This window comes from Mycolicibacterium insubricum (genome assembly GCF_010731615.1).
GTDB classification, from domain to species: Bacteria; Actinomycetota; Actinomycetes; order Mycobacteriales; family Mycobacteriaceae; genus Mycobacterium; species Mycobacterium insubricum.
On record NZ_AP022618.1, the window covers coordinates 1,248,521 to 1,264,068 of the forward strand.

13 protein-coding genes and 1 tRNA gene are annotated in these 15,548 nt (G+C 66.7%); 4 read left to right on the top strand and 10 right to left on the bottom strand.

Translation table 11 applies throughout. The features are described from left to right. Positions 1–18: 18 nt before the first annotated feature. Positions 19–1,026 (top strand): nonaprenyl/(2E,6E)-farnesyl/geranylgeranyl diphosphat synthase, encoded by a 1,008-nt coding sequence (gene grcC1 / locus G6N16_RS05790; RefSeq protein ID WP_179961184.1) that lies wholly within the window; start codon positions 19–21, stop codon positions 1,024–1,026. A 22-nt stretch (positions 1,027–1,048) separates the two neighbouring features. Here grcC1 and G6N16_RS05795 read toward each other — a convergent pair whose 3' ends face one another. After that, entirely contained in the window at positions 1,049–3,850 is a 2,802-nt protein-coding gene (locus G6N16_RS05795; RefSeq protein ID WP_133053004.1) for an Ig-like domain-containing protein, read from the bottom strand. A gap of 204 nt (positions 3,851–4,054) precedes the next feature. On the opposite strand from G6N16_RS05795, the gene htpX reads away from it, so the two are divergent. Further along, positions 4,055–4,945, top strand: coding sequence for a zinc metalloprotease HtpX (gene htpX / locus G6N16_RS05800; RefSeq protein WP_083033312.1), 891 nt, complete (start codon positions 4,055–4,057; stop codon positions 4,943–4,945). 16 nt (positions 4,946–4,961) lie between these two features. Here htpX and G6N16_RS05805 read toward each other — a convergent pair whose 3' ends face one another. Next, positions 4,962–6,161 carry a PE-PPE domain-containing protein gene (locus tag G6N16_RS05805; protein ID WP_133053005.1) on the bottom strand — a complete coding sequence of 400 codons (1,200 nt, stop codon included), beginning with the start codon at positions 6,159–6,161 and terminating at the stop codon, positions 4,962–4,964. A gap of 97 nt (positions 6,162–6,258) precedes the next feature. Between G6N16_RS05805 and G6N16_RS05810 the strand changes: the two genes are divergently transcribed. Continuing rightward, positions 6,259–6,783 (top strand): hypothetical protein, encoded by a 525-nt coding sequence (locus tag G6N16_RS05810; RefSeq protein WP_083033367.1) that lies wholly within the window; start codon positions 6,259–6,261, stop codon positions 6,781–6,783. Positions 6,784–6,873: 90 nt separating this feature from the next. Here G6N16_RS05810 and G6N16_RS05815 read toward each other — a convergent pair whose 3' ends face one another. The 4 genes from G6N16_RS05815 to G6N16_RS05830 all read right to left on the bottom strand — a co-directional run bounded on the left by G6N16_RS05815 (position 6,874) and on the right by G6N16_RS05830 (position 10,965). Next, positions 6,874–7,899: an NAD(P)H-dependent glycerol-3-phosphate dehydrogenase gene (locus G6N16_RS05815; protein WP_083033361.1), complete on the bottom strand. Its 1,026-nt coding sequence runs from the start codon at positions 7,897–7,899 to the stop codon at positions 6,874–6,876. 5 nt (positions 7,900–7,904) lie between these two features. After that, entirely contained in the window at positions 7,905–9,404 is a 1,500-nt protein-coding gene (locus G6N16_RS05820) for a flavin-containing monooxygenase (protein ID WP_083033360.1), read from the bottom strand. A 37-nt stretch (positions 9,405–9,441) separates the two neighbouring features. Next, positions 9,442–10,383 (bottom strand): hypothetical protein, encoded by a 942-nt coding sequence (locus G6N16_RS05825; protein ID WP_083033358.1) that lies wholly within the window; start codon positions 10,381–10,383, stop codon positions 9,442–9,444. A 90-nt stretch (positions 10,384–10,473) separates the two neighbouring features. Next, a complete protein-coding gene (locus G6N16_RS05830; RefSeq protein WP_163787786.1) occupies positions 10,474–10,965 on the bottom strand; it encodes a YajQ family cyclic di-GMP-binding protein in 492 nt (163 codons plus the stop codon). A gap of 97 nt (positions 10,966–11,062) precedes the next feature. Between G6N16_RS05830 and G6N16_RS05835 the strand changes: the two genes are divergently transcribed. Continuing rightward, a tRNA-Tyr gene (locus G6N16_RS05835) sits at positions 11,063–11,145 on the top strand. Positions 11,146–11,275: 130 nt separating this feature from the next. On the opposite strand, the gene G6N16_RS05840 is transcribed toward G6N16_RS05835, so the two are convergent. The 4 genes from G6N16_RS05840 to G6N16_RS05855 all read right to left on the bottom strand — a co-directional run bounded on the left by G6N16_RS05840 (position 11,276) and on the right by G6N16_RS05855 (position 15,419). Continuing rightward, on the bottom strand, positions 11,276–12,457 hold the full coding sequence (locus G6N16_RS05840; RefSeq protein ID WP_083033354.1) for a site-specific integrase: 1,182 nt from the start codon (positions 12,455–12,457) through the stop codon (positions 11,276–11,278). Positions 12,458–12,541: 84 nt separating this feature from the next. Next, positions 12,542–13,591 (bottom strand): virulence RhuM family protein, encoded by a 1,050-nt coding sequence (gene rhuM / locus G6N16_RS05845; protein ID WP_234806014.1) that lies wholly within the window; start codon positions 13,589–13,591, stop codon positions 12,542–12,544. Positions 13,592–13,842: 251 nt separating this feature from the next. After that, positions 13,843–14,400, bottom strand: coding sequence for a hypothetical protein (locus G6N16_RS05850; RefSeq protein ID WP_083033353.1), 558 nt, complete (start codon positions 14,398–14,400; stop codon positions 13,843–13,845). 20 nt (positions 14,401–14,420) lie between these two features. Further along, complete coding sequence (locus G6N16_RS05855) at positions 14,421–15,419, bottom strand: hypothetical protein (RefSeq protein WP_083033351.1); 999 nt, start codon at positions 15,417–15,419, stop codon at positions 14,421–14,423. Between the last annotated feature and the right edge of the window lie 129 nt (positions 15,420–15,548).

A 15,548-nucleotide genomic window follows, 5' to 3' on the forward strand; every position in this document is an offset into this window, starting at 1 on the left:
TTTCAGTATGTTTGACCAATGAAGACGCCCGGCAGCGTGGTGGCAGGAGTGGACTTCGGGGACGCCGAACTCGCGCGCGCGGTCCGCGACGGGGTGGACCGGGTCGAGGTGCTGATGCGCGCCGAGCTGGGCCGCGCCGACGATCTGATGGCCGAGGCGGTGCAGCATCTGTTCACCGCCGGTGGCAAGCGATTCCGGCCGCTGTTTACCGTGCTGTGCGCGCAACTGGGCCCCGACCCGGATTCCGAACAGGTCACCGTCGCCGGTGCCGTCATCGAGATGGTGCACCTGGCCACGCTGTATCACGACGACGTGATGGATGAGGCGCAGGTGCGCCGCGGCGCACCCAGCGCCAACGCCCGGTGGGGCAACAACATCGCCATCCTCGCCGGCGACTACCTGTTCGCGACGGCCTCCCGGCTGGTGTCCCAGCTGGGCCCGGCGGCCGTACTGATCATCGCCGACACCTTCGCCGAACTGGTCACCGGCCAGATGCGCGAGACCCGCGGGGCGACCGACGGCAACGACGAGATCGAGCACTACCTGAAGGTGGTCTACGAGAAGACGGCCTGCCTGATCGCCGCGTCCGGCCGGCTCGGGGCGACGTTCTCCGGCGCCGACGACCAACAGATCGAACGGCTGGCGACGCTCGGCGGAATCGTCGGCACCGCCTTCCAGATCTCCGACGACATCATCGACATCGAGAGCGAGGCCGACGAGTCCGGCAAGTTGCCCGGCACCGACCTGCGCGAAGGTGTGCACACCCTCCCGGTGCTCTACGCGCTGCGGGAAACCGGGCCCGACGCCGATCGGCTGCGCACCCTGCTGGCCAAGCCGCTGACCGACGACGACGAGGTCGCCGAGGCCCTGGCGCTGCTGCGGGCATCCGGTGGCATCGCCAAGGCCCGCGAGACCGTGCGCGACTACGCCCGGCGGGCCGACGAGCAACTGGCCGCCCTGCCCGACCTGCCCGGCCGCCAGGCCCTGGCCTCGCTGGTCGAGTACACCGTCACCCGGCACGGCTGAGCCGCCGCCGGGCACCGGGCGCTCAGACGGTGACGGTCGGGTCGGCTGCGTCGATGGCGTACACCCAGCTCTGGGTGCCGTCGGCGCTCGTGGTGGTCATGTAGACGTGACCGTCGGAGCCGACTTGGAAAGCCGACGGTGTGCCCTGGCCGGTGAAGACCGTCTGCTGCGCCTGGTTGCTGTCCTTGGCCAGTGACCACACGGTGACGGTGCCGTCCTTTTGGGTCGCGAAGTAGAGCGTGCCGTCGGGTGCGGCGACGCCCGCGGCGGGCACCGAATGCTCGTCGATGGTGACGACGGGCTGCAGCGGGTGATTGGTCTGATCGGCGTCGGCATCGGACAGTCGGAACACCGTGGTCACCCCGGAGTCGTCGGTGTTCTTCGTGCTGGTGACCTGGTAGGCCTGGCCGCTCCCGGTGACCACGGGCGAGTTGTAGGTGGCGGTGCTCGACGGGCCGAGAGCGACGACGATCGGGGTGGTCTCTCCGGGCCGGATGATGCCGGTCCTCAGCGTGGTTCCATTGACGCCGTCCACCATGCCCTGATACACCGTGCCGTCGGCGCCGGCGACGGGAGTGCCGTAGCCGAAGTTGCTGTCGCCGGGGAAGGCGATGACTTGTGGATCCACGCCCGCAGTTGGGCCGCCGACCGGGAACGTCACCATTCGCGACTGATAGCTATACGGCGCACTGGAGACGCCTGTCGGCAGCAGCAGCACTTGTTGTTGGTAGACGGTGCCATTGGCGAACACGGTGCCCGCATTGATGGCTTGAGCGGCACTGGGAGCCGCCGGCATGGCGACGGTCTTCTCCACGGTTCTGCTGCTTGGATCGATGATCTCGACCTGCCCGCCTGACGCTGTGCTGGTGCCGATGTAGCCCTTGCCGTCGGGGCCGAATGCGACCTTGAGGCCGCCTCCGGTTGTCCCGCCGAGTGGAATCACCGTGGCGCCGTCGTTCGCTGCGGCGGTGTCGACGTTGTCGGGGTCTATGACCCAGATGTTGCTGGTGGGGCTCCACTGCACGACATAGAGCCTGCCGCTGCTGTCGGTCGACAGACCCGACTGTTTGATGCCGCCCGCGGTGCTGAATCCCGGTGAGAACAGTCCCGGAATGTCTACTGCGGTCGGTGAGTAGCCTGGGTCCGCGATCTTGCTGGTGTCCACGACCGCAACCTGGCAATTGCTGCAGGCGATACCGTCGTTGGTGGATGGGGTGGGGTTCACCGACTGATAGATGATCCCGTCCGCCCCTGCCACCGCGTCGCCGACAGGTTTGCCATTGAGATTGTACGTCGCGGACTCCGGCGGGGCGTCGAACGTCGTGAGAACCGCTGGGGCGAGGCGGGCGAAACTTTGCGGGGCCGGTGCCGGCGATGCGGTGGGCACAACCACCAGGGCGTAGGTACCGTCGGCGCGTTGAATGTTCTGGACCACGGCACTATCGGTGATGAGCGGGTCCTGGCCCTCGACGGGCTTTCCCTCCAGATCCACCACCTTGGTGATACCGGTGGAATCGCGGACCGCCAGCGCATAGATCGTCTGATTGGTGGCGGTGTCGGTGTGGGATGCATATTGCGCGGCGGTGCCATTGCTTCCGACGAATGAATTCCCACTGCTGCTATAGCCAACCGGTAGGTCCATGGGCACCGGGGTGATCTCGGGCCCGTGCTGCTCGACGTCCTGCGGCGGAACGTTCACCACCACCGTTTTGGTGTGGCCGCCGTCGGGGGCGAACAGCCCGGCCAGGCCGTGCAGGTGGAACCCGCTGTCGGCGTCGCTGACCGTCACGGTGAAGCTGGTGGCCTCGGTGTGGCCCGCCTCGGGGGTGTAGGTGAACACTCCGGGGCTGGTCTGCTCGACGGAGCCGACGGCGGGCTGGGTGACGGTGTAGGTCAGGGGGTCGCCGTCGGGATCGGTGGCATCCAGCGTCAGGGTGTTGCCGGTCATGGTGACCGGCGTGCTGGCCTGCGGTGCGGCGTTGAACAGCTCGCGGCGTACCCATCCCACCAGCGCCAGGGCGATGGGGTTCTCCGTGCCGCCGGTGTGGCCGGGGTTGGCGGAATCCCCGGACATCAGGGACCCGAGCACGCCGAGCATCCGCTGGATCACTCCGCCCGGTGCGGACGGAGTGGTTGTGGTGGTCAGGGTGCCGCGCTGCTCGACGCCGGGGGTGGCGGTTTCCGGTGCCGACGGTGCGGCGAAGGTAACCGCGCCGACCAGTTTGGCGGTGAATGCCGTTGCCGTGTCCTCGATATGCGCGGCCAGGGTTGGCACCCGCTGTTCGGGCCGCTCCGGTGCCCCGGTGAACTGCGCGATGCTGATCCGGGGGATCGATACGGGCGCCGCTGATGTCTTGCGCGGCGTGGACAGATCCGCGAGATCGGGCAGGGAGTGTTGAGGCCGGGGACGGTCGGGACGTTCGGCGGCCGCGGGTACGTCGCGCTGACGCGGCAGCCGGGTGCCCAGGGGGAGGGTGTCGGGACGGTTTGTTTCGGACGTGGAGTCGATTGTGGTGGAAACGTTCTCGCTTCGTGTCTGACGGTCGGCGGGCAGCGGCGTATGGCTGATCGCCGTGCGACCCTGCTCGGCCACCGAGCGCGCGATGTCACGGATGGCGGCCAGCGGTTGTCGGTGTGTGCGCGAGGTATCGCGTTGCCGGGGCCCATCCGCGGCGTCCCGATGCGTGTCCGGGGCGTCGCGGTGCTCGGTGTTGGTCCCGCCGTCGGCAGCGGCCGACGGAATACCGCCGGCAGCGACTGCTGCGCCCAGTCCGAGTGCCAGCGCCAACCCGGCGATGCGCGCAGTATTTGTCTCGACGTTCAACTTGCCCCCAAGGCGGAAGAATCCCGACCCGCTAATACGCTAGACCGTCGCAGGCGTCAAGGGAACAAGGTCCTAATATTTGGCTGAGAGGTCCTTCTGCTCACCGGTGGAATCCGGGTTTGAATAGTGGGCGGAACCCGCCCGGCGCCGCCGGCGTTGGACAGGTCGGGGATTATGGCGACCGGGGAACAAGGAGGACCTCTCGTGCACTGGCATCCCACCGAGAACCGGTTGAAGACCTTCGTGCTGCTGGTCGGGTTCACCGCGCTGATCTCGTTCGTCGGCTACCTGTTCTCCGCGGCGACGGGCAACCGGATCTGGATCTGGGTGGCGCTGGTGTTCGCGCTGGCCACCAATGCCTACACCTACTTCAACAGCGACAAGCTCGCGCTGCGGGCGATGCACGCCCAGCCGGTGACCGAGCTGCAGGCGCCGGCGATGTACCGCATTGTGCGGGAATTGGCCACCGCCGCGCACCAGCCGATGCCCCGGCTCTACATTTCCGACACCGCCAACCCCAACGCGTTCGCCACCGGCCGCAATCCGCGCAACGCCGCGGTGTGCGCGACCACCGGCATCCTGGCGATCCTCGACGAACGAGAGCTGCGCGCGGTGCTCGGCCACGAACTGTCGCACGTCTACAACCGCGACATCCTGATCTCCTGCGTCGCCGGTGCGATGGCCTCGGTGATCACCGCCCTGGCCAACCTGGCTTTCTTCGCCGGCATGATGGGCCGCGGCGACAGCCGGGGCGGTGGAAATCCGCTGGCGCTGTTGCTGATTCAGCTCCTCGGGCCGCTGGCCGCGACGGTCATCCGGCTCGCGGTGTCACGGTCGCGGGAGTACCAGGCCGACGAGTCCGGCGCTGAACTCACCGGTGACCCGCTGGCTCTGGCCTCGGCGCTGCGCAAGATCTCCGGCGGCGTGCAGCAGGCGCCGCTGCCGCCGGAACCGGCGCTGGCCGACCAGGCGCACCTGATGATCGCCAGCCCGTTCCGGGCGGGGGAGAAGATCGGACGGATGTTCTCCACCCACCCGCCGATCGAGGACCGGATCCGGCGACTGGAGAAAATGGCGGGCCGCTTGGGTCACTGACCCGCCCGACGGCGCGTTAGTCCTTCTCGGCCCTCGACGGGCGGTGCCGGACACTCGGCTCGGCGTGCTGGGCACTGGGCTCGCCGTGTTTGACCCCCAGGTTGGTGGCAACCTGCCGGGCCACCGCGCGGGCGCTCGGCAGTTTCGGTGTGGTAATCGTCGGCGTCGCGGCCGGCCCGCCGCGCACCGTGAACCGAGTCGCGGAGGAGCCGGCGGTCAGCGTGGCGGCGCCCTGGTTGACCCCGGTTCGGAAGTTCTTCAGGAAGGTCCGGGTCTCCGAGGCCGACGGCACCAACCCCGCGGGCTGGTAGATGCCCGGGTTGCCCAGCGGATCGTTGTCCGGGTAGCCGTAGTTCACGACGGCACGCAGCGCCGGCTCCGCGGCGCCGGCCAGCTGGTTGCCGACGGCCCCGCCGTAGTTGCGCAGCGGGCTCAGCAGCGGCAGATGGTCGGTCCGGTAGCCGACGTAGGTGACTCCGCCGACCTTGGTGACCTGGGCGTCGACCTCCTTGCCGTCGACGGTCACGGTGTACGTGCCGTCGTCATTGGGATGGCACGCTGATGCAATCCCGCAGCCCGGGGTCCCGTCGTCGTTCACCGGCAGGGTCAGCGCGCTCTGGCCGAGGCGTTTGTCCAGATACGTCGCCAGCGAGTTCAGGTCGGCGACCGGATTCAGGATGTACTTGGGCGCGCTGCTGTTGAGGTCGTACTCGGTGGCCGTCGAGATCACCACCGGGCTGCCGTCGGGCAGCGCGGTGGGCAGCGGATTCACCCCGATCGCGGCGAACACCGGATACCGGGTGCCGAAACCGCCGTTCGGGTTGGTGACGTTGTTGTCCAGCACCCAGGTGCTGTCGGCGGGCACCGGCTGACCGGTGGCCTGCAGCGCCGACAGCAACAGGCTCGCGTTGGCCGCGCCCCAGCCCGACGACAGCACGGTGTTGTGCCCCGGGCTCGCCTGCAGCGCCTGCCAGATACCCAGCGGCCCGGTCAGGAAGTTGACGACGACGGGCGTGTCGCCATCCTTGAACCGGCCGCCGTAGAAGTCGGCGATCCCGTCGCCGCCCTGGTTGGTCGAACTGCCCTCGATGATCAGCGCGACCTGGGAAAACGGCACCGTGACCGGGTCTCCGGCCGGCGTTACCGCCAGGGTGGCGGTAACGGTAGCCGCAGCCATCGCGATGGTCATCGTGATCGACGTGACGGATCCCCGCACCCCGGCCCCCTCCCAGCCGGACGCCCCCATAAGTCGCCCGGAACGGGGAGCATAGCCGTCGATGCCGACAGTGAGGTGACGACTTATGGTGAGTGACATGCGCAGCACAGTCCTGATCGGTGCCGTCGCGGCCACGGTTCTCGCCGCCCCGACGGCCTGGGCCGACCCGGAGCCCACCCCCGAGCCGCCGCCGGTCAACGCCCAGACGCTCACCATGATCTCGCCCAAGCCCTACATGGTGAACGACGGCGTCTACGCCTTCACCGCACCGATCGGCGTGACCTGTGTGATGACCAAGGCCAGCCGCAGCTACGGGTGCAGCGGCACGCTGCCCGGGGCGCCGGGCGGGGCCAACGTGGTCACCGGCGGTCCGTCCGGGGAACCCGGCTTCGCCAGCACCGACCGGCCGATCTACGGGTTCTCCGAGACCCCGAAGGAACTGCCCGAGGGAAGCCGGCTGGGCATGGGAACCGTCAGCTGCGGCGTGCTCGCCGGCGGGGTGGTGTGCTCCAACAGCTACGACCAGACCGGCTTCGTCATCGCCTCCGGCGGCAGTTACGCCTTCGGGGCGGTGAACCCGCTGCTCGACCGCCCCGAGGGCACCAACCCGTACGCCAACTGACTCCGTTGTAGTTGGTCCCGGCTTCACTTCGGCTCCGCCGGCACTCGCTCCGCTCGCGCAACTCCGCCTGCGTTCGCCGAACCGCCCGGCTCAGAACCCGCTGCCGTACACCTCGTGGCCGGGCTTCTCGGCGATCAGTCCGCGATAGGCCTGCTCGACGGACGCGCCGTGGTTGATCACCGCGTCCACCTCGCGGGCGATGGGCATGTTCAGCCCGTACTCGTCGGCGAACTCCATCACGACGCTGGCCGCCTTCACCCCCTCGGCCACCTGGTTCATCGAGGCGATGATCTCCTCGACCGTCTTGCCTAGGCCGAGCTGCTCGCCGACGTGCCGGTTGCGGCTGCGCTGGCTGGTGCAGGTGACGATCAGGTCGCCCATGCCGGCCAGGCCGGCGAACGTGTCGCGCTGGCCGCCGACCGCCTCGCCGAGCTTCGACATCTCCCGCACCGCGCGGGCCATCACCATGGCGCGGGTGTTCTCCCCGATGCCCAGCGAGTAGCCCATGCCGACGGAGATGGCGTACACGTTCTTCAACGCTCCCGCCATCTCAACGCCGATCACGTCGTCGGTGGTGTAGGTACGGAACCGCTTGGTGCGGAACAGTTTGGCCAGGTTCGCGGCCAGGTGCTGATCGGGCATCGCCAGTACGGCGGCGGCGGCGTACCCCTCGGCGACCTCGCGGGCGATGTTCGGCCCGGCCAGGATACCGGCCGGATGCCCGGGCAGCACCTCCTCGACGATCTCGCTCATCCGCAGGTTGGTGCCCTGCTCCAGGCCCTTCACCAGGGAGACCACCGGGACCCAGGGCCGCAGCTGGGTGGCCAGTTCCTCCAGCACGCCGCGGAACCCGTGCGAGGGCACCGCCATCACGATCACGTCGGCGCAGTTGGCGGCCTCGGCGAAATCGGTGGTGGCGCGCAGCGAGTCCGGCAGCACCGCCTCGTCGCCGAGATACGCCGAGTTGCGGTGGTTCTCGTTGACATCCGCCGCGGTCTCCGCCGAGCGCATCCACTGCAGGGTGGGTCCACGACGGGCGCAGATGGAGGCGACGGTGGTTCCCCAGGACCCGCCGCCGAGTACGACGACCTTGGGCTCGCGTTGTGCTGCAGACATGCCCTTCAGGCTAGGGTGCCGACGGCGCCCGCGGGGGAAGTTGACGAAGCCGCCGACCGGCCGAACACCATCTCGGGACCGATCCGGTCGAATCGGTGGTCGATGGCGTCGGCGAAATAGTTCTGCCGCACGTGCCACGGCCGTTTGGTGCCCGACTTGGGCAACGTGTGCCTGGCGCGCTGGACGTAGCCGGCGTTGATGTCCCAGGACGGCTTCTCGGTCAACGGCAGATCGCCGCGATGTGGATACGCGTGCGTGTATCCGTGAGAAGACATGTGAGACAGCAACTTTGCTACCGACTTGGCCGTCATGTCCGCACGCAACGTCCAGGAGGCGTTGGTGTACCCCACGCACCAGGCGAGGTTGGGGACGTCTTCGATCAGGTGTGCCTTGTAGACGAACCTCTCGGCCGGGTCGATCCCGGTGCCGTCGAGCGACACCCGTACCCCGCCCAGGGCCTGCAGGGCCAGCCCGGTCGCGGTGACCACGACGTCGGCCCTCAAGTGCGTGCCGGAGGCCAGCCAGATGCCGGTGGCGTCGAAACGTTCGATCGTGTCGGTGACCACCTCGGTGGCGCCGTCGCGGATCGAGGCGAACAGGTCGCCGTCGGCGTCCAGGCAGACCCGCTGGTCCCACGGGTCGTAACGGGGGTTGAAGTGCACGTCGACGGGATAGCCCTCGGGTAGTTTCTTGATCGCCCGGGTGCGGATATAGCGGCGCATGGAGTGCGGCGCTTTGCGGCACAGGAACCACACGACACCCTCCAGGACGGCGCCCTTGTCGCGGGCGAAGCGGTGAGAGGCCTTGCGGGGGAGTAGTTTCCGAACAACTTCGGTGCTCGGGCTGACCCGGGCCCCGGCGGCGACGTAGGTGGGGGAGCGTTGCAGCATGGTCACCTTGGCCCCGGCGCGGGCCAGCGCGGGCACCAGCGTGACGGCGGTCGCCCCGCTGCCGATGACGACGACCTGCCTGCCGGCGCAGTCCAGATCCTCGGGCCAGTGCTGCGGGTGCACGACGGTGCCGGCGAACTCGTCGATGCCCGGGAAGTCCGGGGTGTAGCCGGCGTCGTAGTCGTAGTAGCCGCTGCCGAAGAACAGGAAGCGGGCGCGGTAGGTCGTTGCGCCGCCGTCGGATTCGCAACGCACGGTCCAAGTGTCGGTCGCCGAATCCCAGTCGACGGACAGCACATGGGTACTGAAGCGGATGTGGCGGTAGATGCCGTGGCGGCGCGCGGTCTGCTCCAGATAGTCGCGGATGTCCGCGCCGTCGGCCACCCCTTCGCGCCTGGTCCACGGCTCCCACGGGAAGCTCAGGCTGAAGATCGAACTGTCGCTGCGCACACCGGGATAGCGGAACAGATCCCAGGTGCCGCCGACCCGCTCCCGGCGCTCCAGGATGAGGTAGTCCACACCGGGGTTGGCCTCGGTGATGCGGTGGGCCGCACCGAGGCCGGAGATCCCGGCACCGATGATGAGAACGTCGAGGACCTCGGTGCCGGAACCCATGGCGCCAGCGTAGCCAGCAACCCGGGGGGTCGGTGCGTTATCCGCAGGCCTTGGCCGGCTCGGGGGTGAGGCCCGACTTGAACTCGATGGTTCCGGACTTGTTCGGGTCTGGTGCATTGACCTTCTGGACCATCGAGTCGACGGCCACCGAGCAATCGAGTTTGAGCCCGGCCAGCCCGGCGCTGTTCACCGACACCTTCAGCCAGGGGGTGTCCGTGTTCTTGGCGGTCACCGTCTTGGTCCATTTGTACCCGGCGGTCACCCCGACGTTGTTCTCGTTGACGATCTGGTTGTTGTCGCCGAGGTAGGAGATGTTGATGCTGGCCAGCGGCAGGCCCTGGGCCACGAGTGAGTAGTCGACCGTCGAGTTGGTCATGTTTTCGGTGAGGCCCGGGGGGATCGTGACGGTCTTGTCGATCCCGTCGATCCCGCCGCGGGGGCCGGTCGACGGTGCCTCCTTGTGCGCGGTGTACAGCGCCACCGCGACACTGCTGAGATCGGAACCGTCGCGGCGGTAGTTGCCGGTGCCGAAGGTGTCATAACCGCAGTCGGCGATCGCGCCGGCAGCCTTGTTCATCAGATCATCGACGGCGTAGCGGTCTCGGGAGTCGCTCTGGTCGATGACCACGGCCCGGTCGGCTTTGGCGCCGACCTTGTCCAGCGAGCCGACCGGATCCGTCTGGGGATTGACCCCCAGATCGATCGGTGGCGGCTCCGGAAAGAGATATTCAGACCCCCGGGTCCCGGGTTCGGCGATGTTGTAGTCGGCATTGATCCAGGAGCTGTACCAGGCCACGGTGGCACCCGGCTTGGCCCAGGTCAGGGGGGCGCAACCGGCAGCCGCGCGAGCGCTGGCCACCCGGGCGTTGAGGTCGTCCTCGGTGCTGGCGTGGGCCAGCGGAGCGATCACTAGGCCGGCCGCGATCAGTGCTGCCGCGGCGGTGCCCGCCAGACGGGTGGGATGTGTGGGAGTGTTCATGCCGCCGATCGTCGGACCGAAACATGTCGGCGGCAACGGGCGGTCCCGCCCAGCGGAACGCAGCCGCTGGCACGCAGCGGCTCCCGGCGGCTACCGGTAGTTGACGAACTGCAGCGCGACGTCGAGGTCGGCGCCCTTGAGCAGGGCGATGACGGCCTGCAGATCGTCGCGCTTCTTCGAGCTCACCCGGATCTCGTCGCCCTGGATCTGGGTCTTGACGCCCTTGGGGCCGTCGTCGCGGATCAGCTTGTTGATCTTCTTGGCGTTCTCCGAGTCGATGCCCTGCTTCAGGGTGCCGGTCACCTTGTAGGTCTTGCCCGAGGCGGCGGGCTCGCCGGCGTCGAACGCCTTCATCGAGATGTCGCGGCGGATCAGCTTCTCCTTGAACACGTCGACGGCCGCCTTGAGCCGCTCCTCGGTGGAGCTGACGAGTTCGATGGATTCCTCGCCCTTCCAGGCGATGGTGGTGTCGGTGCCGCGGAAGTCGAAGCGGGTGGTCAGCTCCTTGGCGGCCTGGTTGAGCGCGTTGTCGACCTCCTGGCGGTCGATCTTGCTCACGATGTCGAACGATGAATCCGCCATGGACCCGTCCTTTCCTCTCGGCCCTCCCGCCCCGGGCCGACGATGCGTTTTCGTGTTCGGTACAACCTCGTTGTACCCTTCATGTCGCATCAAACCCGGCAGGTTGCCCGAGCGGCCAATGGGAGCGGACTGTAAATCCGTCGGCGGAAGCCTACACAGGTTCGAATCCTGTACCTGCCACACCTGGTCAGGCCCCCTTTCGAGGGGGCCTGACTTCGTTCGACGGGTTCGAAAAGTGCACGAAAGTGCACAAGGCCCGTGAAGTAAACGCCCAGGTCGCGTCGCCACGCTCGAACGAATGTTTGCTGAATCAGCCACCCAGAAGCCTCGACAGGCTGTCCGCGCCGATCGCCAGCGCGTCGCTGTTCGGGTTCACATACGTCTGGATCGTGAACGCCTTCGACGAGTGCCCGAGCCACGCCGAGATCACCGCGATCGGCACCCCGTCCAGGTGCATCAGCGTCCCGCACGTGTGCCGGGCATCGTGCAGCCGAACATGGCGGATACCGGCGCCGGACAGCATCCGCTCCCACCGCGACGTCAGCGCATGCGGGCTCAATGCCTCCCCGGCCTCGTTCACGACGACATACCCGCTGCCCTGATACGCGGGCCCCAACCGGACGCGATCTTCGGTCTGGAGGCGTTTGGCGGCCTTCAGGACCCCCAACAGGCGGTCGGTCAACGGCAAAGTCCGCCGCGACGTCTTCGACTTCGGCGTATCGGTGTGCACCGTCGTGCCGAACCGCAGCCGCGTCTCCGTGATCGTCAGCTGCTTGCCCTTCAGGTCGACGTCCTCCCACCGGAGGCCGGCGATCTCACCGCGGCGCAGGCCCGACAACGCCAGATGCCACGCCACCTCGTACCGATCCCCAGCCACATGCGCCAGCAGCTTCTTGAGCTCAGCCGCGGTCAACGGCTGCGGGGGAGCAGGATCGGCCGGGATCCGGTCAACCAGGGCCGCCACGTTGCGCACCACATGCCCCTGCTGCTGCTCACTCTTGAGCACCGCCGTCAACAACCCCAGCAGGTAGTTCACCGACCGCGGCGACCAAGGCTTGCGCGTGCGGTCCAGCGGGGTCTTCAAACCGCCGGCGCGCAACTTCGTCACCAGGTCGTCCACCTGGCGCTTGGTCAGCTTCTGCACCTCGACGCCGCCGAGCTCGGCCAGCACCGGCTCCAGGTTCGTGCGGTGGCCGTGCAGCGTCGACTCCTTCAGCCGGTGCCGTGACGCCAGCCAATCCTCGACCGCATCCCGCACGGTGATCGTCGACGGATGCACATACGTCCCCGCCGCGACCGCGCCCAGCGTCTTGGCCAGCGCGTCACGGGCCTCCGCCTCCGACTTGTACCGCTTGCGGAACTGCAGGCGCTTCCCGCCCTCGTCAACCCCAACGTCGACGGTCAGCTTGTAGCGGACCACCGGCCGCCCACCCGAGCGCGACTTCAACTCGATCTGCTTGATCTGAGGCGGCAACTGCCGACGCTTACTCATCACGACCCCCTGGCTGGATAACCGCCGAGGCTACGCTTGGGTACCGACACTTTCACCCGAAGTGGCGTGCCGGGCTGGCAAAGACTATTCGGGATCGTCGGGGCGATCCCGAAGCGCTCGCATCGTCTCTTGCTCGATGTCCCGCAGGTATTCGTTTTCGGCCTCGATCCGCTCCGCTTCCTTGCGGGCGGCGTCGTACTTGGCGTACTCGCTGGTCGCATGCGCCTCGCCGGTGGCCCGGCTAACTGTGCCCGGTCCGCTCAACACGGTTCGTTCACTGAATGTCAGGAACCGGTCGGTGTAGGTCGCCCAGTCCTGCATCGTCATCTGCTTGCGCTGCGCAGCGCGGTCCCTAGCAAAGTCGAGATACAGGGTGGAGAGCCTGTTCAGCTCGCGAATCTCGTCCTCGTCCAGGTAGTTCTTGGCAACCTTGGTGTCGGCTTTCTTCACTTTCCGACCCGCCCAGCTGGTCAGGCCCATGTTGTCCTTCGTAGCATCCGAGCGCGCGACAATCAGCTCGGCTGCGGTCTGGCCGGTCACCGCGTAGGTGATCTTGTTCTGCACGGTGGCAAAGAACTCGCGAGCGGTGAGAGAGTTCCTGTCGTAGTCGACGGCGGTGGTGAAGATGTCCTTCACTTTCTGATAGAACCGCTTCTCCGAGGCTCGGATCTCCTGGATCCGCTCAAGAAGCTCGTCGAAGTAGTCCACGCCCCACGGGTTCTTGAGCCGGCGATCATCGATGGCGAAGCCCTTGATCAGGTACTCCTGAAGCACGGTGTTGGCCCAGCGGCGGAACTGGGCGGCGCGCGGCGACCGCACACGGAAGCCCACGGCGAGGATCATCTCCAGGCTGTAGGCATCGATCGACCGGACAACCTCACGGCCACCTTCGCTCTGAACTCTTCGGAATTTCCGATAAGTTGCCTCGGACGTGCACTCGCCGTCGTCGTAGATGTTTCGGATGTGTTCGCTGATAGTGCCCTGGCTCTTGTCAAACATCTCCGATATCTGCGCCTGGGTCATCCAGATGGTGCCGTCGATCGGGTGGAGCTCGGCGCGGAACCGACCGTCGTCCGTCGCGTAGACGATGAACTCGCCGTTGTCCGCCGGCATCAGCTCGTTGTCGTCATCCACCAGCTACTCCTCACATGGGCGTGATGTCCCTGCCGTGATGTCCCTGCCGCTCATGCGGCACCCGGGATCGCCCGCACCGCGCCGACCGACCCGCGCGGGAGCGCCGACCTCAGGGATGAATACAGCAATCACGAGATCGTGACAAGATCATCCGCACGCCGGGGGACATGCCACCTTCCCTGGTCAGCGTGACCTGCGAATTCCGCCGAAATGTCGTTACCTAATCGTGATGTTCTGAACGATGCGCGATGTCAGCGGCGGTAGAAGCCATTGAGTTCATCACGAACCTCGTTGACAGTCGCGTACGCGTGCAGGAGCCGCGGAAGCAGCATCAACAAGAGGAGGCCCATGTAGACAAAGATTCCGGCGCATACGCCCGACAACGGGCCAGTCAGCCGTAGATCATTGGAGGGGGCGAACGCCAGGCCCCCGACAAGTACTCCGGCGTTGATGAACGCCAGCATCGCGGCAAAAAGCAGGTGCGTCGCGCTCTCGTCCATCGCGTCCTTGTCGGTGTCGCTGAGCGGCAACCCCGACTCGAAACGATCCGCGTACTTCATTCGCAGGTTGGACACCTGGGCGAATACTGCGAGCAGGCTGCTGGCCAGCAAGGCGTCAGCCGCTAGGAGTGCTCCCGCGTTGGATAGGCCGCCACCAAACAGGGGGAGCGCTATCCCAGCTCCCAGGGCTGGCACCATGAGCCCAAGTCGTGCGGACCAGTCTGGCTTCGTCCTGCCGTCACTAGCGTCGACGGATAGGCACTTCCAGTGGGCGGCGATGAGAGGGATGAAGTTGAATCGATCGGTCATGGCAACCCGCCCCTCTCGTGCTAACTGAAGTCGAAAGCCCCGTTTACCTGCGATGATAACTCTCGGGCTTTCGCTGTCGCCGCGATCCTGAACTCAGTATCGCTCGGCGCCTCCTCCCCGATGGGATAGGTGAAGACGTCCGGGATCCGAGTCGGGCTTACTTGGTGCTTACCGTACTCAGTGTCTACGACAACCCAACCGTCGTCGAGATCGATCTCATCGACGTTCCGGCCCAGCACAGTCGCGAGCTTCGCGGCCAGGTCCTCGTCGGACTGTTTGGCCTTCATCACGGTTTGGAGATCTTTGAGCGCTCTCTTCTTACCCTGCTTGTCCAAGGTGCTCGTGATCCGGAACTCTTCATTGCGGCGGAGTCGACCGCGACCGCTGGACCCAGCCACCAAGACAACTTCGACCAGCGTCGACGTCGCGATGAATTGCTGCACCTGAATCGCATCGCCGAGCGCGTAGGCCGTGAAGTTGTACCAGGGCTTCTGAGACTCAGTTTCGTCTGCCGTCTTGGAGGCCGTCTGCGACCACCACCGTGCCCACTGACTCAGGTAGCGAGTCGGACAAGCGCCCGCAATGGCCTCGACGGCCATCATCCCGGTCTCGCCGGCATCGGGAAACCAGAGAATGAATCGGTAGTCGCGAGTCGGCGAATAGTCACTGATGTCGACCGGCTTGAGTTTGCCTCTTTTTGACGCTTTTGGGATGGCGAGTCCGTGGCCGGATGGCCGACCGTGGCGGAACTGGCCCACTACGCGCTGACCGTGAGATTCGATCCTGATCAGTTGGAACACCGGTGCATGGTCGGGGTTCTGCTTGCGGTCGTCTCCATTGAGCTTCGGGGGCAGGCCGTGGACATCGCGATCGATGAATTTCTTTGCGGTTGCTGCGAAGTGATCCTGATATCGCCAGGTCGGCTTGTCCTTCTCCTCTACGACGAGCGGCTGAGCGTGCTTTCGAGCGCGTTCCTTCTTCACTTCGAAGGTGTAGAGCCGGTAGCCGTAGCTGGTCAATGGAATCTCCTCCGGACAGTGGTTCGACGCGTACCTGATGTGACGTGATCGTGATGGTCTGACCGGCATATCCCACCGGTAACCCCGCTTACGGTGCCTGGAACACACACCACGGGGGCGGGGATGGAC